Origin of the sequence: Bdellovibrio sp. HCB-162, from assembly GCF_047344985.1 — a bacterium.
Taxonomy (GTDB): domain Bacteria; phylum Bdellovibrionota; class Bdellovibrionia; order Bdellovibrionales; family Bdellovibrionaceae; genus Bdellovibrio.
The window spans coordinates 3,811,937-3,831,902 of the sequence record NZ_CP178861.1 but is presented as its reverse complement, the minus strand read 5'-3'; the positions used below and the strand labels follow the sequence as shown (position 1 = coordinate 3,831,902).

Sequence of the window (19,966 nt, the reverse complement as noted above, 5' to 3'; positions counted from 1 at the left end):
GATTTGTTAAACTTAAAGTATGAGGGAAAAGGCGTCGAACGGATCAGTAGAGCTTTTTGTAAGTCCCGAAGGTTTCTTTCAAGAGCTCGTTCAAAAAGGACTCTCCCAGAGGAAAATTCAAACCTATCCTTTGGTGGAAAATTATCTCGTCAATCTTCTTCAACATTACTTGGATGCGCGCAATCTTTTTGAGAGCGAGTATGCCAATGAAAGTGGACAAAAAAATCCCACAACACTCGCAGAGATGTATTTGACTGCTCAAAACGCAGAGCCCGCTGTTCGCACGGAACTTCTGCGCAAGCTCGGGGATCGCACACTTTACATTAGCGGCTTTTTCGGTGACTCCTTGTCGCGAAAAATTGTCGACATAGATTACTATGCGGAGATCGGCGGAGCAGCTTATGCCTCTTTGGCTCATTGCACACGCGAAGACACCATGGTCAAAGTCTATAACACGTTCTCCCGTCGCTTCTTAGACTTCGTGGATGTTTTGACTTATATCAGTCATCACTCGTTTATTAAAAGCGACGAGAGCATCCTTCGTCTCTACGACCGCTATATGAGAACCGGTTCAGAATTGGCTCGCGAAAAGCTGGTGGAGATGGGGGTTTTAACTCTCCCGCAAGACCAAGTAAAGCTTGGCAAGCAGGGCTGATTCCTCTATGCTGACGCCATGTTCGGCTTAGGCATGTCAGAAATTATTTTCCTCGGTATTTTAGCCCTGATCGTAATCGGGCCTAAAGAGCTTCCTGAATTGGCTCGAACACTCGGTCGTTTCATCAATGAACTTAAAAGAAGCACGAACGTTCTTGGCGAAGAGCTAAAACAACAAGCTCGTATCGACCGCATTGATTTTAATTCTCCACCGGAAAGAAATCACATTCCTCATCCGGAAGAAAAAACGTCGCAGTCAGAGCCACAACAAATGGAATTGACGGAAGTTGCAGCTGATAAAAAAGAAGAGCACAAGCCATCATGAGAAGTGAAGAACTCGATTCAAAAGCTCAGTCTTTGTATGACCATCTTGCTGAACTTCGTAAGCGTCTGATTAATTGCATTTACATTTTGGTTTTAGCAACGGGTGTTTGCTACGGATTTAGCGAAAAGATTTTTAATTTCGTCAGAGCACCGATTGCACCGTATCTTCCGGGTGGCGGTTTGATCTACACGGGGCCTCTGGATAAATTCATCGCACATCTGAAGTTGGCTTTCGTGTGCGGTATTTTACTTTCTTGTCCATTCTGGCTTTATCAAGTTTGGAAATTTATTGCTCCAGGTCTTTATGCGAAAGAGCGTAAATACACGATGGGCTTTATTATTTCAGGAACTGTGCTTTTTCTTTTAGGCGCTGTGTTTTCTTACTACGTCGCTTTGCCAATGGCGTTTCAATTCTTGATGACGTTTGGTGGTGACATCGATAAACCGATGATCTCTATCGATCAGTACATGGGCTTTTTCACGCAAATGTGTCTGATGTTTGGCGTGGCCTTCGAACTTCCGTTAGTGATTGTTGTTTTAGGGATGCTTGGCATCGTTAGCCAGGGATTTTTAAAAAAGAACCGTCGTTACGCGGTAATGACAATTGCCGTGATTGCAGCGGTGATCACACCACCAGACCTTCTCAGCATGGTCATGATGTTGGTTCCAATGCTTTTGCTTTTTGAGGCGGGCGTCTTTATTGTCGGTATCTTCGAAAAGAAACGTGAAGAAAGTCTGCGCGTTAACGAACGCGAATAATAAGTCCAGGTAATACCTTCTAATATGAAGTCGTTAAGGAACACTGTTGACCGATTGTCGACAGTGCTGCCAAGCTTGTAAGCAGAGACTTTGGCTCAAGGAGGGGTTCATGTCTTTTCTTATTGGTCTTTTGATGATGACCGGAGTGGCTCACGCTGTGGATTCAGCGAAATGCCCGGACATTGTTGAACGTCGTGACGGCACACAAATCCAACAAATCTGGTCAAGCAGTACGGAATCTTGCTTCTTTTCTGTGACTCCGCAAGATGCCTATGTAGAGCTAAACTATCGTGATCACCTTTTGACGACAGAAGGTCTTTTTATGGTGTTTAATTCTTTTGGACCTGGTGATGAATCGCAAACCACAGCGGCTCGCGAATTCTTTATGTTTCCACGCGTAAACGATTCTTTTTCATATAAATGGGATGACAATGCTCGCGAACTCGAAGTCACGCATGTGACGGGAGATAAGTTCGTCTTTGATACAAAGAAAGCCCGCCTAAAAAGTATTTCCAGAGCTAATATTACGGTTGCCGACTACGTCGAACCAGGAAATCGCGGCGGCATTGAAATTTCAAATTATCAAGGCCTTCTAATGGACGGCGGATTTAAGGTAGGTAATTCACCTACGAGCAATGCCAACGGAAAGTCGACGTTCAAAGATTCTTTAGGTAAGTCTTGTGCAGTCAGAAACTCCGAAGTGTTTAAATATTTCGGCAGTGGCGATGTGATGTTCAAGTTCGATGATAAAGGACTTGCGGCCTTTTTGAAAAATCGCTGCTCTCAGTTGAAATTTCCTTAATTCGCTTTCTAAAGACAATAAAAAAGGCCAAGGAAAAAACCTTGGCCTTTTTATTTTTAAGGACAAAAAATCTTACGGCTCTTCAAACTTAATCAAAACAGCGCCGGACTCAACAGAGTCACCTTGCTTCACTTTGATCTCTTTGATTTTTACATCGCGAGAAGCACGCATTTCATTTTCCATTTTCATCGCTTCCATAATAAGCAATGGCTTATTGGCTTTCACGATTTCGCCTTCTTTTGCGAAGATCTCGATAATCTTACCAGGCATACCTGATTTCAATTCCTGATCGCCACCGAAGCCGCCACCTTTTTTCAAAGATTCATGCAAAAGCATTTCATCATTGAATACTTTGATCGCGCGGAAAGAGTTACGGGTGAAAACCGTGTACTCGGTATCTTGCCCGATCACGTCGACCAGATAAGATTTTCCTTCGAACAAGAAGCTGATGTACTGCTCGGCTTGTTTGTAATCGTTTTTAGAGATGTCGTAGTGAACCCAGTCTTTACCTTCTTCTTGCAAAGACACTTTCCAAGCGCTTTTTTGCTCGGTCACATCGACTTTAAATTTTTTACCTTTGAGTTCTGCTTCAAAGTACATGGTTACGTCCTTAACTGAAGTTTGCGGCCCACACGCTTCCAATTGGAAGTGAGATTGAGCTGGCGAACGTCTTTGGATTTACGATCATTGTAAGCCGTGATAGCGGCAGCAATGAGGAACACAGGATCTTCAACTTCTTTAAAGAGCTGAGGCTCGATAACTTCAAAGTTCTTCTCGATAAATTGAGTCGTGTAAGATCCGTCGCGGAATTTCGGATGATCCAAGATCGTTTTATGAAGAACGATATTGGTTTTAATTCCCGTTAATACGAACTCGGACAATGCACGTTGCATTCTATCAATGGCTTCCTCACGAGTTTCACCCCAAGTGATAAGCTTTGCGATCATTGGATCGTAATAGATAGGAACTTCGTAACCAGGGTAAGCGTAAGAGTCCACACGCATGAATGGTCCTTGCGGATGGCGGCAAGCGCGAATCACACCAGGATGTGGTTTGTACGTAACAGGATCTTCAGCGCAGATACGAGCTTCGATGGCATGACCTTTTTGTTTGATGTCTTCTTGTTTGAAAGACAAAGGTTTGCCTGCAGCCACGTAAATTTGCTCTTTCACCAAATCATAACCAGTTACGATTTCAGTGATAGGATGTTCTACTTGAAGACGCGTGTTCATCTCCATGAAGTAGAATTCTTTAGTCGCATTATCGAAGATAAATTCAATTGTTCCTGCGCCAACATAGTTGATTTGTTTTGCTGCGCGAACTGCCGCTTCACCCATGCGCAAACGAACTTCGTGAGGCACAGAAGGAGACGGACACTCTTCAATGATCTTTTGATGACGACGCTGCACTGAGCACTCACGCTCAAACAAGTGAACATGGTTACCGTGCTTATCGCCGAACACTTGAATTTCAATGTGTTTTGGATCGTTGACGAATTTTTCGATGTAAACAGTCGGGTCTGCGAAATAGTTCTGACCTTCAGAGCGGCAAGCGCGGAACGCACTTTCAAGCTCGTCCATCTTACGAACCACACGCATCCCTTTACCACCACCACCGGCAGAGGCTTTGATGATAACCGGAAGACCAATTTTTTCCGCAATCGCAAGAGCCTGTTCAACCGTATCAACGCCACCGTCAGAGCCAGGAACCGTTGGAACGCCAGCTTTTTTCATCAAAGCTTTTGCAGAAAGTTTGTCACCCATCGATTCAATGTTTGCAACCGTAGGGCCGATGAACGTGATGCCAGCCTCTTCAAGCGCTTTTGCAAATGTCGTGTTCTCAGAAAGAAAACCGTAACCAGGGTGAACAGCGTCGACACCTGCTTGCTTGGCGACTTCGATAATTTTTTTATAATTCAAATAGCTCTCTTTAGAAGGAGAAGGCCCAATGTGATAGGCCTCGTCCGCCAAAAAGACGTGAAGACTGTCGCGATCCGCATCAGAGAAAACCGCCACAGACGCGATACCCAACTCACGGCAAGCGCGAGTGACACGAATGGCGATTTCTCCACGGTTTGCGATCAGGATTTTTTTAAATAATGCCATAATCTTTCCTTATTCCAGTTCAGAGACACTTCCTAAAGAGGAATGTTTCCGTGTTTCTTCGCTGGAGTGATATCGCGTTTATGTTTAAGCATTTCCAAAGAATCAATGATGCGTTTGCGAGTCATCGCAGGATCGATCACTTCATCTGTGTAGCCAAGTTCAGCAGACACGTATGGGTTGCTGAATTTCGCTTCGTACTCAGCCGTCAAACGAGCTTTTTCCGCAGCAGGATCTTTTGCTTTGCTGATCTCTTCGCGGCTGATGATGCTGACAGCACCTTCAGCACCCATCACGGCGATTTCCGCAGAAGGGTAAGCCAAGTTCACGTCAGAGCGTAACAACTTAGAACCCATCACGATGTAAGCACCACCGTAAGCTTTACGAGTGATCACAGTGATCTTAGGAACTGTTGCTTCAGCGTAGGCATACAACAACTTGGCGCCATGAGTGATGATGCCGTTCCACTCTTGATCTTTACCAGGCAAGAAACCAGGAACGTCGACGAAAGAAACAATAGGAATGTTGAAAGCATCACAGAAGCGGATAAAGCGTGCTGCTTTACGAGAAGCTTCGATGTTTAAGCAACCCGCCAAAACTTGCGGTTGGTTGGCAACGATACCCACAGGGCGGCCGTTAAAGCGTGCAAAACCAACGATCACGTTTTGTGCGAAGTGTTTGTGAACTTCCAAGAAGTAACCTTCATCTACGCACTCTGTGATCACAGAAAGCATGTCGTAAGGTTTCTTAGGATTTTCAGGAATCAATGTGTTCAACGCTTCCGTTACGCGATCTGGGCGATCGTTTGTCGGAAGAACAGGAGCATCGTCCAAATTGTTCGAAGGAAGGAAGTTCATCAACTCGCGAATCAAAAGCAAGCAGTGCTTGTCATCTTCAGCAGCGAAGTGAGCGACACCTGATTTTGCAGAGTGAGTTGTTGCTCCACCCAATTCTTCTTTTGTTACTTCTTCATGAGTCACTGTTTTAATAACATCAGGTCCCGTTACAAACATGTAGCTTGTGTTCTTAACCATGAATACAAAGTCAGTGATCGAAGGGGAGTAAACCGCGCCACCCGCACATGGGCCCATGATCGCTGTGATTTGTGGAACCAAGCCTGAAGCCATCGTGTTGCGAGTGAAAATATCAGCGTAACCTCCAAGAGACTCGATACCTTCTTGGATGCGCGCGCCACCAGAGTCGTTGATAGAAATAAACGGAGCCCCGTTCTTCATCGACAAATCCATGACTTTGCAAATTTTGTTAGCTTGCGTGCGAGACATAGATCCACCGATCACGGTGAAATCTTGTGAAGAGACATAGACAAGTTTGCCGTTGATACGACCGTAACCAGTGATAACACCGTCGCCAGGAACAACTGTTTTATCCATTCCGAAGTTTGTGCAACGGTGAGTGACAAAACGATCCATTTCCACAAAGCTGCCTGGATCAAGCAGGACATCAATGCGTTCGCGAGCTGTTAAGCGTCCGCCTTGTTTGTGTTTTGCAATACGGGCTGCGCCCCCGCCAGCCATAGCGGCTTCATTTCTTTTTTCAAGATCGTTAAGACGAGCTTGAATGCCAGATGAAATTTCTGTGCTCATATGATTCCTTTTTTGAGGGATAGACCCCTATAAAAAACAAGGGACCAATCTATCACGAGGATGTAAGGAATCATCTAAAATGAGAGACGCAGAGCATAGATATTATGCCCTGCGATAAATGACCTATCTTATTGAATTTATGGAACTAACTGCTTCAAGACTTGAAGAGCCCGATCGACGTTGAGTCGTCCTCGAGTATTTACTTTAAATTCGTGTCCTGCGGACACATCGACGGACTGCAAAATCGCCTGCTTAATTTGCGTGGCTGTTGCGTTCGGACGGGCACTCCAAAGAAGGGCCGCTGCACCTGTGACAAACGGAGCCGCCATACTCGTTCCATCCATGTAAGCCGTTGTGTTCCCAGGCACCGTACTCAAAATTCTTTCACCTGGAGCCGCAAGATGAACAAAGTTAAATCCACTGTTTGACCATGAAGTCATGAAGTCGGTCACAGAAGAAGCGGCCACTGTGATTTGATTTGAAAAATTAAACGAAGCAGGGAACTCAGGGTAGACATCGATATCTCTTCCATCATTTCCCGCAGCAACAACAACTAAGATTCCTTTGTTTTGCAACTCCTGAAATGTATTGCGAAGTGAAGCGACACAAGGTGCACCACCCCAGCTTGCATTGATGATTTTAGCGCCACGACTTGCAGAGTATTGAAGTGCAAGAACCGCATCACCTAACGAACCACCACCATCGTTGGCAATAAACTGCGCAGGAATAATTTGCGCCTGCGGAGCCATGCCTTCGACAGAACCATAGCGAGAGTCCGCCGCAATAATGCCGGCAACGTGAGTCCCGTGCGAGCTTGGAGTTTGATTGTTACTAGGAACAGAAACAAAACTTGCTCCATAGTAGTCATCAACAACACCATTGCCGTCGTCGTCTTTTCCATTGTTAGGAATTTCGCCAGTATTGATCGCAATTCGCGGAGCAATCTGAGGATGAGTGTAATCGACGTAAGCATCCACCACGGCGACTTTCACATTCTGTCCGTAAACACCTTGTGCCCACACATTGCGAACAGAAACTTTATCCTGCCCCCAGCTGTCGGTGAATCCCGTCGTGCGAACTTCATCTGTTTTTTCAACTTGCAGATGGCGATCGTATTCAACGTAACGAATGTTTTCTAAATTAGGCTCGATAAATTTTTTCGTAAATTCATCAGCGTCTTTTGCGGACTCCACAGTGAATTTTCCATCTTCCCACTGCACGATGAATTTGTTTTGAATCGCTTGACCCATGCAAGCGCTTGAATCCAGGGCTCCATTCTCAGGAAACACCGAACTGCTCGACTTTTTGTTGCCACAAGATGATAAAACTAAGACGCAAGCAACCGCCGAGAGAATCTTCTGAACATCCATGTTCACCTCTATGCGGGCCTAACAGGTCCCATCAATAGGACTCCGCGAAACGGCCCAACCGGTTAGCTCTTCGGTCATTATATGTCTTATTTTGAGGCTAGAAGGGTGAAACTGGACCTAAAATACTTTGAGAGGTCCAAGGTATTGGAGCTGAAGAATATTCAGATCTGACCGATGAATTCTTTTAAGAAAGAAATGAACTGAGATTCCACTCTTTTAGCGGTTTCCGTAACCTCATCGTGCGAAAGTTTTTGAGAAGAAACACCTGCCGCCAAATTTGTAATGCAGCTTAAAGCCGCTACACGAAGGCCCAGATGATTGGCAGCAATGGTTTCTGGCACTGTACTCATACCGACAGCTTTTCCACCAATGAGTTTCAAATAACGAACTTCCGCAGGAGTTTCATAAGTCGGACCACTTACGCCACAGTAAACGCCTTTGTGAAAGCGAGTGCCTTGTTTTAAAAGCAATTCTTCCATCACTTCGATCAGGCGCTTGTCGTAAGCTTCCGTCATATCAGGAAAACGAGGGCCAAGTTCCTTGATGTTTGGTCCCATCAAAGGATTCGTGCCCATAAGATTAATATGATCTTCGATGATCATAAAATCTCCGGCTTGCATGTTTTCGCCGAAGCCGCCCGCAGAGTTAGTCAAAATCAAAGTCTCAATGCCCAACATCGCCAGTGTTCTTGTTGGGAACACGACAGACTCCATGCTGTGACCTTCGTAGTAGTGATTGCGACCTTGAAGAATCACGATGGATTGATTGCCGACTTTTCCGAAAATCAAATTTCCGGAATGGCCTTCGACTGTTGGCGGAGAAAAATGCGGAATTTCTTTGTAGGGGAGTGTGCACTCCACCTCAACGTCCTTAACAAAAGCGCCAAGACCCGAGCCCAACACGACACCAATCTTCGGTTTTGCCGATGTCTTTGTGCGGATGTAGCTGACAGTTTCTTGAAGCTTATTAAGTACCAAAATACGTTCCTTTTTTTCTCGTGCGGACAAATCGAGCATTAGCTCAATGTCTTGAGTATCAAACTAGGCTTTGCAATTTTTGGCAAGGAAATAGTGATTGCTGATTTCAAGAGCGGAACTGCTGACATCAACAAATCTTTATCATCGCCATGCAGTGTGAAGACGGTGTCCCCGGCTTTCACTTCATCGCCCACTTTCACATGAAATTCAATGCCCGCAGTGGGAGCAATAATATCCGTCGTCTGAGCGCGTCCTGCTTTGATGATAATGCCAGCAACGCCAATACTTTCCGTATGAAACGCATGCACGAAACCAGGTTTATCCGTGGTTATATTCACGTTATATTTTGGTTTAGGAAGCGCTTTTAAATTTCCGCCGTGGATGGAGCAAAGTTCTTCAAACTTCGCCATGGCTTTTCCAGAAGTGAGCATCTCACTTGCAACTTTGTAAGACTCTTCTTCATTCTTACCAACGCCCGCTAATAACAACATGTGAGCAGAAAGTCGCAAACTCAGTTCACGCGTGTCTTCGTAAAGATCATAACCACCAGGTCCCATGAATTTTTCGTTCTTCATGATGGCAACACACTCTTCAACTTCCAGGGAGTTTCCTGCATAGCGGCCCAAAGGTTGATCCATATTTGTTAAAAGTGAAGTGACTTTTTTGCCGTAACCGCGAGCAATCGCCATGAGATTCAAAGCCAACTCTTCGGCCATCGCCGGAGTTTTCATAAAGGCACCTGAACCGTACTTCACATCAAGGACAAGTCCATCAACACCTTCTGCTAATTTTTTTGACATGATGGAAGCGCAAATCAAAGGCAGACTTTCAACTGTCGCCGTCACATCACGAAGGGCATAGATTTTTTTATCAGCAGGGCAGATCTCTTTTGTTTGTCCAATAAAACAAATTAAATGTTTGCGAACAAGGTCCACAAACTCTGTTAAAGATTTTTGCGTGTTAAATCCAGGAATGGATTCAAGCTTATCCAAAGTTCCACCGGTGTGACCAAGACCACGACCGGAAATCATCGGAACCGGAACACCTGCTGCGGCAACAATAGGACCCAAAATCAAACTTGTTTTATCACCAACGCCACCTGTGGAGTGTTTATCAACTTTAAATCCCGCCACAGAAGAAAAATCTACGACTTCGCCCGAGTGAAGCATCGCTTTTGTTAACGACAAAGTTTCTTCCGTCGTCATGCCGCGGAAATAAATCGCCATCAAAAGAGCCGACATCTGATAATCAGGAATCTGCCCACGAGCATAACCCAAAATAAATTCGTTGATCTCGTCATAGTTCAGAGATCCACCATTGCGTTTTGCCTTAATAATTTCTGCCGGAAGAAATGCCATTAGTAACCTCCTTGAACGGTGCCACCTTGAACAATCGTGACGCCTGAGCTTGTGCCAAGACGAGTGGCACCTGCTTCAATCATCGCGCGTGCTTGCGCGGCATCTTTTATCCCACCTGAAGCTTTCACTTCCATTTTGTCGCCGACAACGGACTTCATCAATTTTACATCTTCAATCGTCGCGCCACCACCGCCAAAACCCGTGGATGTTTTTACGAAATGCGCACCGGCTTCAAGAGCGGCTTTGCACGCCAAAGTTTTGTCTTCTTGATTTAACAAAGAAGTTTCGATGATCACTTTCACAGTGCGACCTTGAGCCGCTTTCACAACAGCCTTGATATCATCACGAACATAATCCAGACGACGATCTTTCAAAGCGCCGACTTGAATCACCATATCGATTTCATCAGCACCGTTTTTAATGGCAGTCTCAGTTTCAAAAGCCTTGCTGACTGTATCCATAGCTCCCAAAGGAAAGCCCACAACGCAGCAGACTTTCACAGAAGAATCCGCAAGAAGCTTCGCACACGTGGAAACGTAAGACGTATTCACGCAGACGCTAAAAAAGTTGTTCGCTTTCGCTTCCGCGCAGAGTTTTTCAATTTGCGCTAATTGCGCTTCAGGCTTCAAAAGAGTGTGATCAATATAACGACTTAGTTGCACAGGGCACCTCGGGGTGTTTAAATAAGAAAAGTTATCTTAGTTCATTGCAGGAGGCAATCATGACCCCACAGAAGTGGACCTCAGTTTTACTAGCAGCACTCATTATCTTCACTTCTCAAGCCTCTTTTTCACAGACCAACAGAACCGTTAAGCGCAACGTCGCGACGGTTCTTTTTGCAAGCTTAGGCGGCGCAATCCTAGGCCTGAGCACGCTTTCCTTCTATGGAGAGCCTCAAGAACATACAAACAATATCACATTAGGGGCTCTGCTCGGCTTTGTCGGGGGAGTCGGATATGTTCTTTATGACTCTTCGCAGCCTGCGCCACCGGCTCACGATTATTCACAAGTGCTTGAGCAAGATCTAAAAAGTCGAAGGGCCTCAGCATCCTATGCTAAAGCCCCTCCATTGATTCAACTTACATACAGCTTTTAAATTTTTATCCCACTTTCGTTCTTGGGCCTGCTGAACTTCCAGCAAGAGTTCCCTGAACGGTTGTATCTCCACCGCCAGCCTGGCCGAGGAATGTTTTTGCATCGGCTGCAGAAACTTTCCCTTTGCGAACCAAGTCTTCGATGTATTTTTCGAAGAGCACCATACCTTGGCTTGAACCTGTTTGCATCGCCGAAGGAATTTGGTGGACTTTACCTTCACGAATCAAGTTCGAGATGGCTTTTGTATTTCTCATAATTTCGTAAGCAGCCACACGACCTTGTCCATCCGCGCGAGAGAAAAGTGTTTGCGCGACAACTCCGCGCAAACTTTCTGCCAGCATCGTACGGATTTGTTGTTGTTGTCCCGCCGGGAAAACGTCAATGATACGGTCAATAGTTTTTGCAGCACTGTTCGTATGAAGAGTACCAAACACGATGTGACCCGTTTCTGCGGCAGTCAGTGCCAAAGAAATCGTTTCCAAGTCACGCAACTCACCCACGAGCAAGATATCCGGGTCTTCACGCAGAGCCGCTTTCAAAGCGTTCGCAAAACTTTTTGTATGACTTCCCACTTCACGTTGGTTCACCAAAGCTTTTAAGTTTGGATGAACGAACTCGATAGGATCTTCAACCGTGATGATGTGCGCTTCGCGAGTCATGTTGATTTGATGGATCATCGCAGCCAAGGTCGTCGATTTACCAGAACCTGTTGGACCTGTTACAAGAATCAAACCGCGATCGCAATCGATCAAATCCATCACTGATGGTGGCACGCCCAATTCTTGCGCAGTTTTAATTTTTTCAGGGATGATACGCATAACGGCGCCAAGCCCTTTTCTTTGCATAAAGATATTGCAACGAAAACGACCAATGCCTGACAAAGTGTAAGCGAAATCCAATTCCCATTTTTCAACGAAGGCTTTCTTTTGCTTTTCAGAAAGAATTTCGAAGAGCAGACCTTGCACGTCTTGATTGGTGAGTTCGCGATAGTTCAATGGAACCATGTTTCCATGAAGGCGAAGATACGGAGGCGCACCGCTTGTGATATGCAAGTCGGATGCTCCTTGTTCCACCATGAGTTTAAACAGTTCATCAATTGTTGCCATCGTTACTCTCCGTAAAGGCTCTATTTCCATGATCTTTTCGGTCAGATATGCTTCAATATTAAATAATATTTGCTATCGGTCTTGTTTCTGGACTAATGAAGTAGATGTAGTGTGTGTTCCTTAGTGTTTTCAGGAGGATCTTGTGTCTGCAGAAATTCTCATCAACGTTCGCCCTCAAGAGACTCGTGTTGCTTATGTCGATACCGGAATTCTTTCGGACCTCAAAATTGAACGAAAAACTTCTCCGACCTTGGTCGGGTCTATTCACCGCGGCACTGTCATTCGCGTCTTACCGGGCATGCAAGCCGCCTTCGTAGACATTGGTCTAGAAAAGGCCGCATTTTTATACGTCGGCGATATACGCGAGGATGTTGACGATAATTTTCTTTCGGATGTAGATCGTGAGGAACCCTTGGATGAGGGTGATGACGATAAAATTCCCACACATCACAACAAGACACCGATTCAAGATCTTCTCAAAGAGGGTCAGTCAATTTTAGTTCAGGTGGCCAAAGATCCCCTCGGCACAAAAGGAGCAAGGCTCACAACACACTTGTCTTTGCCGGGTCGTTTCGTAGTCTTTCTTCCTACTGTTCGCCACTTGGGAATTTCTCGTCGTATTGAAGATGAAGGTGAAAGAGAGCGTCTTCGTCAGCTTGTTCAAAAAATCAATCCTTCCGGCGGTGTGATCGTGCGTACTGCGGGGGAGGGCGCCTCGGAAGAAATGTTGAAGGCCGATATTGAGTATCTAGATCGCCTCAGCAAAGAAATTTTCAAAAACTACGAAAAGAAAAAAACACCGGGAAATGTTCACACAGAATTAGACGTGGAACTTCGCGCTTTGCGTGACCTTATGAGTGAAGACGTCACGAGCGTATGGGTGGATAACGTTGAGATTCACAAAAAAGTTGTAAAATTCGTGTCGCAATTCATGCCGAAGTACAAGCAAAACATCGTGCTTTATGAAGAGCAAAAACCGTTGTTTGATCTGTACGACATCGACATTGAAATTTCCCGTTCGATGGAAAGAAAAATTTGGTTGAAATCCGGTGGTTACATCGTGATCGACGAAGCCGAAGCTTTGGTGGTCATTGACGTCAACACAGGGAAGTTCGTCGGTAAAAAAGATTTAGAAGACACGATCCTAAAAACCAATCTGGAAGCGGTTCGCGAGATCGCGCATCAGCTTCGTATCAGAAACTGTGGTGGGATTATCATCATCGATTTCATCGATATGGAAAAAGAATCTCACCGCGAAAAAGTTTTAGAAACTTTGGCCGAAGAACTGCAACGAGATCGCGCGCGCACGAACATCGTTTCAATGTCACAGTTGGGACTTGTTGAGATGACCCGTAAGCGCATTCGTCCAAGCTTGATTAAGACACTGTGTGAACCGTGCTCGTACTGTGATGGAAAAGGCTACATCAAACGCAAGTCTACGGTTGCAAATGAAATCTTCCGTGAGCTAGAGCGTGATGCCGATATGCTGATCAATAAAAAAACCAACGTTGTCATTCACTGTCACAGCGAAGTTGTTGACTGGATTTACGAAGTTGAAGGTGAAAGTTTAGAAGGTATCGAGAAAAAACTCGGCCGCTCTGTCGCTTTCAAAATTGAACCGAACTACCATTTGGAACAATACGAGATTTTCTTTGTTTAAATTTTTTTGGCCCAGTTCTTTAAAATAATCCCCGGAATTAGATGTATTTCTAGACTTATTTCTGGGGATCTCTTTGTTTTTAAAATCATCAACTCTTTAGAACAGCAAATTGATTTCCGATTAGAAAATCATGCGGAACAGTTTGCTCATCCTTATTATTAGTTTTTTTCTTCCAATGCTGTCGTGGTCGCAGAGTTTGCCGATGGCGTGTTCGCAACTTCTTGGAAAGTGCGACAAGGTTCCCCAGCCTTTGCAGTTGGCTTCCGAGGCTTGTAAGTGGGAACAAAAAGCCGTGGGCTGCGAAGATCTTGCGAAAGCGGATGCAGACGCCGCAAAACACATTCGTTCGTGTGATCCAAAAGCTTTGTGTGATGGTGCGATTGCAACTCCGATTGATCAATTGCGCGGATGTTTTTCGGGCGCGGTGGATGTAGGTAAAGAATTCTGGGATGCCATTGCGTCTGTTCCTGAACTCGCAGGCAAAGGTGCTGAAGCGATCAAAGCATGTTGGACGAATGTTGAATGTCGCAATAATGCACTTAAGACGTCTCTTCAAAACGCACCTCGCAACATGATGCTCTCAAATCCGATTTTGGCTCCTTTGGCGTATGCGTATATGTATATGAAGGGCGACCTGACCAAAGCGGATCTTGATAAAGCGGTGCAGGTTTCTAAAAGCCTTCTTGAAAAAGGAAAAGACTATCTTAAAAAACAAGGTGTGAAGCTTGCGTGCTTTGATACAAAAACTCAGGCTGAGATGATCTGTTATGGAGTTTTCTCTGTCGTAAATCCTGCAGGAGCCGCAGGCCTTCTTGCAAAAGCCCCGAAGCTTGGAAAATTATTAAAAGCCGCCGGCATGGCTGCAAAAGAAGCTAATGTCGCTACAAAAACGACTGAGGCAGCTGTGGATCTAGCGCGCATGGCGAAGCTTTCAAATCCGCAGCGAGTGGCTGAGGCCGAAAAATTATTAGGCCGGAGTCTCTCTGAACAGCAACGCCAAGCTTTGATCAAAGCACACGAAGTCGGCGCTGAAACTGGTCGCGGTTACGGAACTTACTCTGCAACGGACCTAAAACAAAAAGCGGATATCTTAAAAGCGGCAGGGTTTTCGGATGCAGAGCGAAGCACTCTGATGCGCCAAGGGGTTGCCGGTCTTTATAGTGACACACAAAAAGCGCGCAACTTTGCTAACGAAGCTCGTCTTGAAGCAGACAAACTGCGTGTGGCGGGTAACGTGAAAGATGCAACAGCTCGCTATCGCAACTCAGCCGACTCTTATGAAGTCTTTATGAAAGACGCCAAAGCACCGAAGTCGGAGCGTGATTATTTGGTTGGAGCAGAACTTAATGCACGGGCAGAAAGATATGAGCAGGCCGCCGACTACTATATTAAGAGTAAGGCCTCTTTGCGTTCGAACGAAAAAGCCGAGGTTATTTTTGAAACCCTTCGCCGCGAAAAGGACGAGCTGCGTGTCATCGCCGCCAAGAACCGCGATAAGCCGGGTGTGCAAAAAGCATATGAGGACCATAGAAAGTTGATTGAAGCGGTCGTCAATAATAAGAACTTCCAGCTGGGTGATGCCTGGAAACGTGAACTTTTGAAGCCTTGATTTTAAGCTAAGATGCTGAAAAGTAAGGCTTTTATTTAAACCCTGGACCTTCCTAAAATTTAGCAAATTTGTTTGCTTTTAGGGGGTCTTCCGTTTAACCTCTTTTTCTCCCTGAAAAAGCTGAAAAAAATAGCATGTATTAGGTTGACAAAACCTAGTGCGAGGTGGCATTTACCATCTTCTTAATTCGGGTAGCTGGAGGTTCTCATGTACGCGATTATTCGTACAGGCGGTAAGCAATATAAAGTTCAAGCTGGTGATGTAGTTCAAGTAGATAAGCTTGAGCAAAAGCTTGGTGCAGAGTTTGATATCAACGAAATCTTGATGGTTGGTGGTGAGTCCACTCATGTTGGTCAACCTCTTGTAAAAGGCGCGAAAGTAACTGTTGTTGTTACTAAGCAAGCTAAAACAAAAAAAGAAATCGTTTTCAAAAAGAAACGTCGTCAAGGTTACAGAAAGTTCGCAACTCACAAACAAGAGTTTACAGAGCTTTTTGTTAAAGCAATCACTTCTCCAGACGGAAAAGTTGCTAAGACAGACGAATCTGCAAATGTAGTAGACGTAGCAGCAGTACGTGCTGAAAAAGCACAAGCTCGCGTAGCAGCTCGTAAAGAGCGCGCTGAGAACAAAGGCACTGCAGAAGTTGTTAAAAAAGCCGCTAAAAAAGTAGCGAAGAAGAAAGTTGCTAAGAAAGCAGTTAAAAAGACTGCGAAAAAAGCGACTAAAACTGGCGCGAAGAAAAAAGCAGCAAAGAAAACTTCTAAAAAAGCTTAATTTTTAAAAATTTCTTAAGAGAGGTTCATCATGGCAAGTAAGAAGGCCGGTGGTAGTACAAAGAACGGTCGTGACTCACAGAGTAAACGACTTGGCGTAAAAAGATTTGGTGGCGAAAAAGTTCTTCCAGGAACAATCATCGTTCGTCAACGTGGAACAAAATTCCACTTGGGCAACAATGTTAAAATGGGTCGTGACTACACGATCTACTCTGTTATCGAAGGTCTTGTTAAATTTGAACGTTTCTCTAAAGAGCGTTTCAAAGTTAGTGTTTATCCTAAAGCTGTTTAATCTGCGTTCGTAGATTAGCTCTTCCTGATAAGCACCAAGAGATTTTTTCAATACATAAAAAGGAGCCATCCAAGGCTCCTTTTTTGTTGTATACGGTGCTGTAAATGAAATTCATCGATGAAGTTAAAATCACATTAGCGTCTGGTCGCGGCGGTCCTGGCTGCGTAAGTTATCGCCGAGAATCTATGATGCCTCGTGGAGGTCCCGATGGGGGCGACGGAGGTAAGGGCGGTGATGTTATCATTCGTACATCTCGTCATATCAATTCTCTCGTAGATATTCGTCAGAATAAAAGATACGCCGCTCAAAGTGGGCAGATGGGCATGGGCCGCCAAAAAGCGGGTCATGATGGGGAAGATTTTGTCTTGATCGTTCCTCAAGGAACTATCATCCGTACGCTTGAAGGCGAAATCATCGTCGATATGACGGACATTAATGAATATGTTTTGCTTAAAGGCGGTCGCGGTGGAAAAGGAAATGAATTTTTCAAAACCAGCGTGAATCAAGCTCCTGATTATGCTCAACCGGGCGAAGAAGGCGAAGAGATCGAAGTTAAGTTAGAACTCAAACTGATCGCCGACGTAGGAATCGTTGGATTTCCAAACGCTGGAAAGTCCACTTTGATTTCTCGTATCTCTGCTGCGAAACCAAAGATCGCAGATTATCCGTTCACAACACTGACTCCAAACTTGGGAGTCGTTAAAGCCGGTGACTACTCTTCGTTTGTGGTTGCCGATATTCCGGGCCTTGTGAAAGGTGCACACGAAGGTGTGGGTCTTGGTATTCAGTTCTTGAAGCACGTTGAGCGCACGCGCTTTTTCATTCACTTGGTGGATGCTTCAGGATTGTCAGGCCGTGATCCGGTTCAAGATTTTCAAGATATTAACTATGAACTTGAGATGTACGATAAAAACAATCAGGACAAAGAGGGTTTCTTCCCTCTTGCCACGCGTCCTCAGTTTGTTGTGCTCAATAAAATCGACACCTTGGGTGAAACTCAACTGATCAAGCTTAAAAACAAATTCAAAGAAATCACAGGAACTGAACCTTTTGCGATTTCTGCTGTCACAGGTAAGAACATCAAAGAACTTGTGCAAGAGCTTGCTCACGAGATTTTAGAAGAGGAATCAGAATGAAAATAGGTATTTTTGGTGGAAGTTTTAATCCTCCGCACATGGGTCACATCAACGCCATTCAAACAGTGGCGAAAAAAGTAGGCCTTGGCAAAGTTCACGTTATTCCAGCAGCACAAAATCCGCTGAAGACTCCGGTTGAAGGCCCAACGCCTGAACAACGTCTGCAATTGACTCGTTTGGCTTTTGAGCAATACGGCGAAACTTACTTCGTTGATGATCAGGAAATCAAACGCGGTGGCATGAGCTACACGATCGACACAGTTATGAACCTTCGTAAAACATACGAAGCTTCTGATTTGTATTTGATCGTTGGTGCTGACAAATTTGAAGAGTTGGCTCAGTGGAAAGATTATCAAAAGATTCTTTCCGAGACGAACTTGATCGTTACCACTCGTCCTGGCTACGAAACTCCGGAATCACTTGAAGAAATGCCAGGCTACTTGAAGCCTCTGGTTTCTGATTTTGATTTCAACTTTATCGAGCTTTCGACGGGCAGAAACATTCAATTTATCACTTTGCGTGATATCGAGATCTCTGCAACAGAACTTCGCAAATGGCTTCGCACAGGAAAACCGGTTGAGAAGTATTTACCACTCGCTGTTGAGTCTTACATCAAAGAAAACAAGATCTACAGAAACTTGGGCGACCGTATCGGTGATTTTACAAAATTCACTGAGTTCTGCGCTGACGTTTTGTTCTCAAAAAAAGGAATTAATGTTCGTGGTTTTGATTTGCGCGGTGTCGCGGCTCCGAGTGAATTCACTTTGATTGCGTCCGGTACTTCAACTCGTCACGCGGCTGCGATGGCTGAAAACATCGTGCTTGCGGTGAAAGAAGAATACAACGTGCATCCACAAAGCGTGGAAGGAATCGACGAAGGCCGCTGGGTTCTTGTCGACTACGGTGCTTTGATCGTTCACATTTTCTACGATTTCGTTCGTCAAGAATACAGCCTTGAGAACTTGTGGAGAGAAGGTAAAGACCTGGGCCTTAAAGATCCTTACGTAGGAAAGCCTGAGGCTCACTAGTCATGAAATTCGTTTTGTACAACCTCGCCACTGCAAAAGAGGCATGGGCCGATGAGGTGAGCGAGTTGTACAAAAAGAAGATCTCCTTCTTTATTCCCTTCGACATTCAGTCCCTGAAGGCAAAAAAGTCAGCCCGCGAAGACGCTGATTTTAAACGCAACGAAGAATCCGAACTCATTTTAAAAAATATCAATAGCGATGATTACGTAGTGCTTTTCGATGAGCGCGGCTCTGTCCTTGATTCGATTCAGTTTTCCAAAAAAATTGAAAACATTTTGGGAAGTTCGAAGAAGCGCACCGTCTTCATTATTGGCGGCGCTTTTGGAGTGAACGAAGACGTTCGTAAAAGAGCGGATTTAAAAGTGGCACTCTCGCCGATGGTGATGAATCATCTGATGGCTCAGGCGATGAGTCTTGAGCAGATCTATCGCGCGTTCACCATCATCAAAAAAATCCCCTACCACAATATTTAAAAAGCGGCTTGTGGCCGCTTTTTATTAGTTACTATTTGTTCAACCAAGGTGGGTTATTGCCCAATTCTTCTTGTGGATTGCGTTTCAATTCCAAGAGGCGATCCCACTCGTATTGCAAGAAAGATTTTTGCTCATAATAAGCGTCGTTCTTGCTTTGTGGAGTCGGGTGATAGCAATCGCCTGATGGGTCGTAAGTTTCATGATCGCAGATGGAGTATTGAACGTAAGCGTTGTCTCCACCGACAAGTTTGTTCCACTCAGCCAATTTCAAAGGACGTTGTGGTTCAAGAGCAGGATCGAAAATGTAAACGTCAGCACCTACACGGTAAGAAACAGCAACGTGGTACCACCATTGAACAGAACCCGTTGGTGAATTATCTGAAAGTGCAGAAAGATTTCCGAAGACGAAAACTTTTTTTGGAGCTGGGAAGTTGTGATTTTCTAATTCAAACTTCGCGACTTCCGCGCGGGCATAGCAGCCGTCATCTGGATACATCCAAGTCAAACGGCGCGGGAAGTTTTTATCTTGAGTCGTTAAGAAACGAGTGTCGCGAATATAGAAAAACTGATTTTCCATATCAGCATAAGAGCCAACATCAGGAATTTCTTTGATGTCTAAATTTTTTAGAGGCTTCTTTGCTCTTTCAGCAGAAACAAAACGAGTGGTTGCATCCGCTGACATGTCTTGCATTTGAAAGGGAACATCAAAAGTTTGACCGAAGAAATGTCTGTTGCGGGCGGTCTCATAAGGCTCATTCGCGTGGCGGTGAGAAGAAAGACCTTTAGCAAAAACCGAAGAAGACAAACCTAGTGACAGCAAAAGTGCGAATAAGAATTTCATAGA

21 protein-coding genes are annotated in these 19,966 nt (G+C 44.9%); 12 read left to right on the top strand and 9 right to left on the bottom strand.

Annotated elements, in window-relative coordinates; translation table 11 throughout:
* The first annotated feature begins 19 nt into the window (after window positions 1-19).
* From ACLSSO_RS18535 to ACLSSO_RS18520, 4 genes are all read left to right on the top strand, one after another.
* Entirely contained in the window at window positions 20-655 is a 636-nt protein-coding gene (locus ACLSSO_RS18535; protein ID WP_295903505.1) for a hypothetical protein, read from the top strand.
* 33 nt (window positions 656-688) lie between these two features.
* Window positions 689-979, top strand: a complete 291-nt coding sequence (locus ACLSSO_RS18530; RefSeq protein ID WP_413943697.1) for a twin-arginine translocase TatA/TatE family subunit — start codon at window positions 689-691, stop codon at window positions 977-979.
* Window positions 976-1,737 carry a twin-arginine translocase subunit TatC gene (tatC, locus tag ACLSSO_RS18525; RefSeq protein ID WP_413943696.1) on the top strand — a complete coding sequence of 254 codons (762 nt, stop codon included), beginning with the start codon at window positions 976-978 and terminating at the stop codon, window positions 1,735-1,737. Before ACLSSO_RS18530 ends, tatC begins: the two co-directional genes overlap by 4 nt.
* A gap of 109 nt (window positions 1,738-1,846) precedes the next feature.
* Window positions 1,847-2,539 carry a hypothetical protein gene (locus tag ACLSSO_RS18520; RefSeq protein WP_295903498.1) on the top strand — a complete coding sequence of 231 codons (693 nt, stop codon included), beginning with the start codon at window positions 1,847-1,849 and terminating at the stop codon, window positions 2,537-2,539.
* 72 nt (window positions 2,540-2,611) lie between these two features.
* Here ACLSSO_RS18520 and ACLSSO_RS18515 read toward each other — a convergent pair whose 3' ends face one another.
* The 7 genes from ACLSSO_RS18515 to deoC form a co-directional block, all read right to left on the bottom strand.
* Window positions 2,612-3,139: an acetyl-CoA carboxylase biotin carboxyl carrier protein subunit gene (locus ACLSSO_RS18515; RefSeq protein WP_295903497.1), complete on the bottom strand. Its 528-nt coding sequence runs from the start codon at window positions 3,137-3,139 to the stop codon at window positions 2,612-2,614.
* Between the two features lie 2 nt (window positions 3,140-3,141).
* Window positions 3,142-4,644, bottom strand: a complete 1,503-nt coding sequence (gene accC / locus ACLSSO_RS18510) for an acetyl-CoA carboxylase biotin carboxylase subunit (RefSeq protein ID WP_295903494.1) — start codon at window positions 4,642-4,644, stop codon at window positions 3,142-3,144.
* A 32-nt stretch (window positions 4,645-4,676) separates the two neighbouring features.
* The gene (locus ACLSSO_RS18505; protein WP_295903491.1) at window positions 4,677-6,245 is read right to left on the bottom strand and encodes an acyl-CoA carboxylase subunit beta; all 1,569 of its coding nucleotides are present in this window, start codon (window positions 6,243-6,245) and stop codon (window positions 4,677-4,679) included.
* Between the two features lie 137 nt (window positions 6,246-6,382).
* Window positions 6,383-7,615, bottom strand: a complete 1,233-nt coding sequence (locus ACLSSO_RS18500; protein WP_413943695.1) for a S8 family peptidase — start codon at window positions 7,613-7,615, stop codon at window positions 6,383-6,385.
* 161 nt (window positions 7,616-7,776) lie between these two features.
* Window positions 7,777-8,631 (bottom strand): purine-nucleoside phosphorylase, encoded by an 855-nt coding sequence (locus tag ACLSSO_RS18495; RefSeq protein WP_413943694.1) that lies wholly within the window; start codon window positions 8,629-8,631, stop codon window positions 7,777-7,779.
* A complete protein-coding gene (locus ACLSSO_RS18490) occupies window positions 8,631-9,950 on the bottom strand; it encodes a thymidine phosphorylase (RefSeq protein WP_295903482.1) in 1,320 nt (439 codons plus the stop codon). Before ACLSSO_RS18490 ends, ACLSSO_RS18495 begins: the two co-directional genes overlap by 1 nt.
* Window positions 9,950-10,612 (bottom strand): deoxyribose-phosphate aldolase, encoded by a 663-nt coding sequence (gene deoC, locus ACLSSO_RS18485; RefSeq protein WP_295903478.1) that lies wholly within the window; start codon window positions 10,610-10,612, stop codon window positions 9,950-9,952. Before deoC ends, ACLSSO_RS18490 begins: the two co-directional genes overlap by 1 nt.
* Window positions 10,613-10,671: 59 nt before the next feature.
* Here deoC and ACLSSO_RS18480 point away from each other — a divergent pair, with 59 nt between their 5' ends.
* Window positions 10,672-11,046: a hypothetical protein gene (locus ACLSSO_RS18480; RefSeq protein WP_413943693.1), complete on the top strand. Its 375-nt coding sequence runs from the start codon at window positions 10,672-10,674 to the stop codon at window positions 11,044-11,046.
* A gap of 4 nt (window positions 11,047-11,050) precedes the next feature.
* On the opposite strand, the gene ACLSSO_RS18475 is transcribed toward ACLSSO_RS18480, so the two are convergent.
* A complete protein-coding gene (locus ACLSSO_RS18475) occupies window positions 11,051-12,151 on the bottom strand; it encodes a type IV pilus twitching motility protein PilT (RefSeq protein ID WP_413943692.1) in 1,101 nt (366 codons plus the stop codon).
* 142 nt (window positions 12,152-12,293) lie between these two features.
* Here ACLSSO_RS18475 and ACLSSO_RS18470 point away from each other — a divergent pair, with 142 nt between their 5' ends.
* From ACLSSO_RS18470 to ACLSSO_RS18440, 7 genes are all read left to right on the top strand, one after another.
* Window positions 12,294-13,811 carry an Rne/Rng family ribonuclease gene (locus tag ACLSSO_RS18470; protein WP_340593548.1) on the top strand — a complete coding sequence of 506 codons (1,518 nt, stop codon included), beginning with the start codon at window positions 12,294-12,296 and terminating at the stop codon, window positions 13,809-13,811.
* Between the two features lie 130 nt (window positions 13,812-13,941).
* Window positions 13,942-15,420 (top strand): hypothetical protein, encoded by a 1,479-nt coding sequence (locus ACLSSO_RS18465; protein ID WP_413943691.1) that lies wholly within the window; start codon window positions 13,942-13,944, stop codon window positions 15,418-15,420.
* A 207-nt stretch (window positions 15,421-15,627) separates the two neighbouring features.
* Complete coding sequence (rplU, locus tag ACLSSO_RS18460; protein ID WP_413943690.1) at window positions 15,628-16,194, top strand: 50S ribosomal protein L21; 567 nt, start codon at window positions 15,628-15,630, stop codon at window positions 16,192-16,194.
* A gap of 30 nt (window positions 16,195-16,224) precedes the next feature.
* A complete protein-coding gene (rpmA, locus tag ACLSSO_RS18455) occupies window positions 16,225-16,485 on the top strand; it encodes a 50S ribosomal protein L27 (protein ID WP_284607521.1) in 261 nt (86 codons plus the stop codon).
* 104 nt (window positions 16,486-16,589) lie between these two features.
* Window positions 16,590-17,621, top strand: a complete 1,032-nt coding sequence (gene obgE, locus ACLSSO_RS18450) for a GTPase ObgE (protein WP_413943689.1) — start codon at window positions 16,590-16,592, stop codon at window positions 17,619-17,621.
* Entirely contained in the window at window positions 17,618-18,649 is a 1,032-nt protein-coding gene (gene nadD, locus ACLSSO_RS18445) for a nicotinate (nicotinamide) nucleotide adenylyltransferase (protein ID WP_413943688.1), read from the top strand. Before obgE ends, nadD begins: the two co-directional genes overlap by 4 nt.
* Before the next feature lie 2 nt (window positions 18,650-18,651).
* The gene (locus ACLSSO_RS18440; RefSeq protein ID WP_413943687.1) at window positions 18,652-19,122 is read left to right on the top strand and encodes a 23S rRNA (pseudouridine(1915)-N(3))-methyltransferase RlmH; all 471 of its coding nucleotides are present in this window, start codon (window positions 18,652-18,654) and stop codon (window positions 19,120-19,122) included.
* Between the two features lie 31 nt (window positions 19,123-19,153).
* On the opposite strand, the gene ACLSSO_RS18435 is transcribed toward ACLSSO_RS18440, so the two are convergent.
* Window positions 19,154-19,963, bottom strand: coding sequence for a protein-glutamine glutaminase family protein (locus ACLSSO_RS18435; protein WP_413943686.1), 810 nt, complete (start codon window positions 19,961-19,963; stop codon window positions 19,154-19,156).
* Window positions 19,964-19,966: the final 3 nt, after the last annotated feature.

What these genes read in the sequence shown, in the direction of transcription:
- ACLSSO_RS18535 (WP_295903505.1), top strand. Translation starts at nt 20, where the DNA reads ATGAGGGAAAAGGCGTCGAACGGATCAGTAGAGCTTTTTGTAAGTCCC.
- ACLSSO_RS18530 (WP_413943697.1), top strand. Translation starts at nt 689, where the DNA reads ATGTCAGAAATTATTTTCCTCGGTATTTTAGCCCTGATCGTAATCGGG.
- tatC (WP_413943696.1), top strand. Translation starts at nt 976, where the DNA reads ATGAGAAGTGAAGAACTCGATTCAAAAGCTCAGTCTTTGTATGACCAT.
- ACLSSO_RS18520 (WP_295903498.1), top strand. Translation starts at nt 1,847, where the DNA reads ATGTCTTTTCTTATTGGTCTTTTGATGATGACCGGAGTGGCTCACGCT.
- ACLSSO_RS18515 (WP_295903497.1), bottom strand. Translation starts at nt 3,139, where the DNA reads ATGTACTTTGAAGCAGAACTCAAAGGTAAAAAATTTAAAGTCGATGTG.
- accC (WP_295903494.1), bottom strand. Translation starts at nt 4,644, where the DNA reads ATGGCATTATTTAAAAAAATCCTGATCGCAAACCGTGGAGAAATCGCC.
- ACLSSO_RS18505 (WP_295903491.1), bottom strand. Translation starts at nt 6,245, where the DNA reads ATGAGCACAGAAATTTCATCTGGCATTCAAGCTCGTCTTAACGATCTT.
- ACLSSO_RS18500 (WP_413943695.1), bottom strand. Translation starts at nt 7,615, where the DNA reads ATGGATGTTCAGAAGATTCTCTCGGCGGTTGCTTGCGTCTTAGTTTTA.
- ACLSSO_RS18495 (WP_413943694.1), bottom strand. Translation starts at nt 8,631, where the DNA reads ATGCTCGATTTGTCCGCACGAGAAAAAAAGGAACGTATTTTGGTACTT.
- ACLSSO_RS18490 (WP_295903482.1), bottom strand. Translation starts at nt 9,950, where the DNA reads ATGGCATTTCTTCCGGCAGAAATTATTAAGGCAAAACGCAATGGTGGA.
- ACLSSO_RS18480 (WP_413943693.1), top strand. Translation starts at nt 10,672, where the DNA reads ATGACCCCACAGAAGTGGACCTCAGTTTTACTAGCAGCACTCATTATC.
- ACLSSO_RS18475 (WP_413943692.1), bottom strand. Translation starts at nt 12,151, where the DNA reads ATGGCAACAATTGATGAACTGTTTAAACTCATGGTGGAACAAGGAGCA.
- ACLSSO_RS18465 (WP_413943691.1), top strand. Translation starts at nt 13,942, where the DNA reads ATGCGGAACAGTTTGCTCATCCTTATTATTAGTTTTTTTCTTCCAATG.
- rplU (WP_413943690.1), top strand. Translation starts at nt 15,628, where the DNA reads ATGTACGCGATTATTCGTACAGGCGGTAAGCAATATAAAGTTCAAGCT.
- rpmA (WP_284607521.1), top strand. Translation starts at nt 16,225, where the DNA reads ATGGCAAGTAAGAAGGCCGGTGGTAGTACAAAGAACGGTCGTGACTCA.
- obgE (WP_413943689.1), top strand. Translation starts at nt 16,590, where the DNA reads ATGAAATTCATCGATGAAGTTAAAATCACATTAGCGTCTGGTCGCGGC.
- nadD (WP_413943688.1), top strand. Translation starts at nt 17,618, where the DNA reads ATGAAAATAGGTATTTTTGGTGGAAGTTTTAATCCTCCGCACATGGGT.
- ACLSSO_RS18440 (WP_413943687.1), top strand. Translation starts at nt 18,652, where the DNA reads ATGAAATTCGTTTTGTACAACCTCGCCACTGCAAAAGAGGCATGGGCC.
- ACLSSO_RS18435 (WP_413943686.1), bottom strand. Translation starts at nt 19,963, where the DNA reads ATGAAATTCTTATTCGCACTTTTGCTGTCACTAGGTTTGTCTTCTTCG.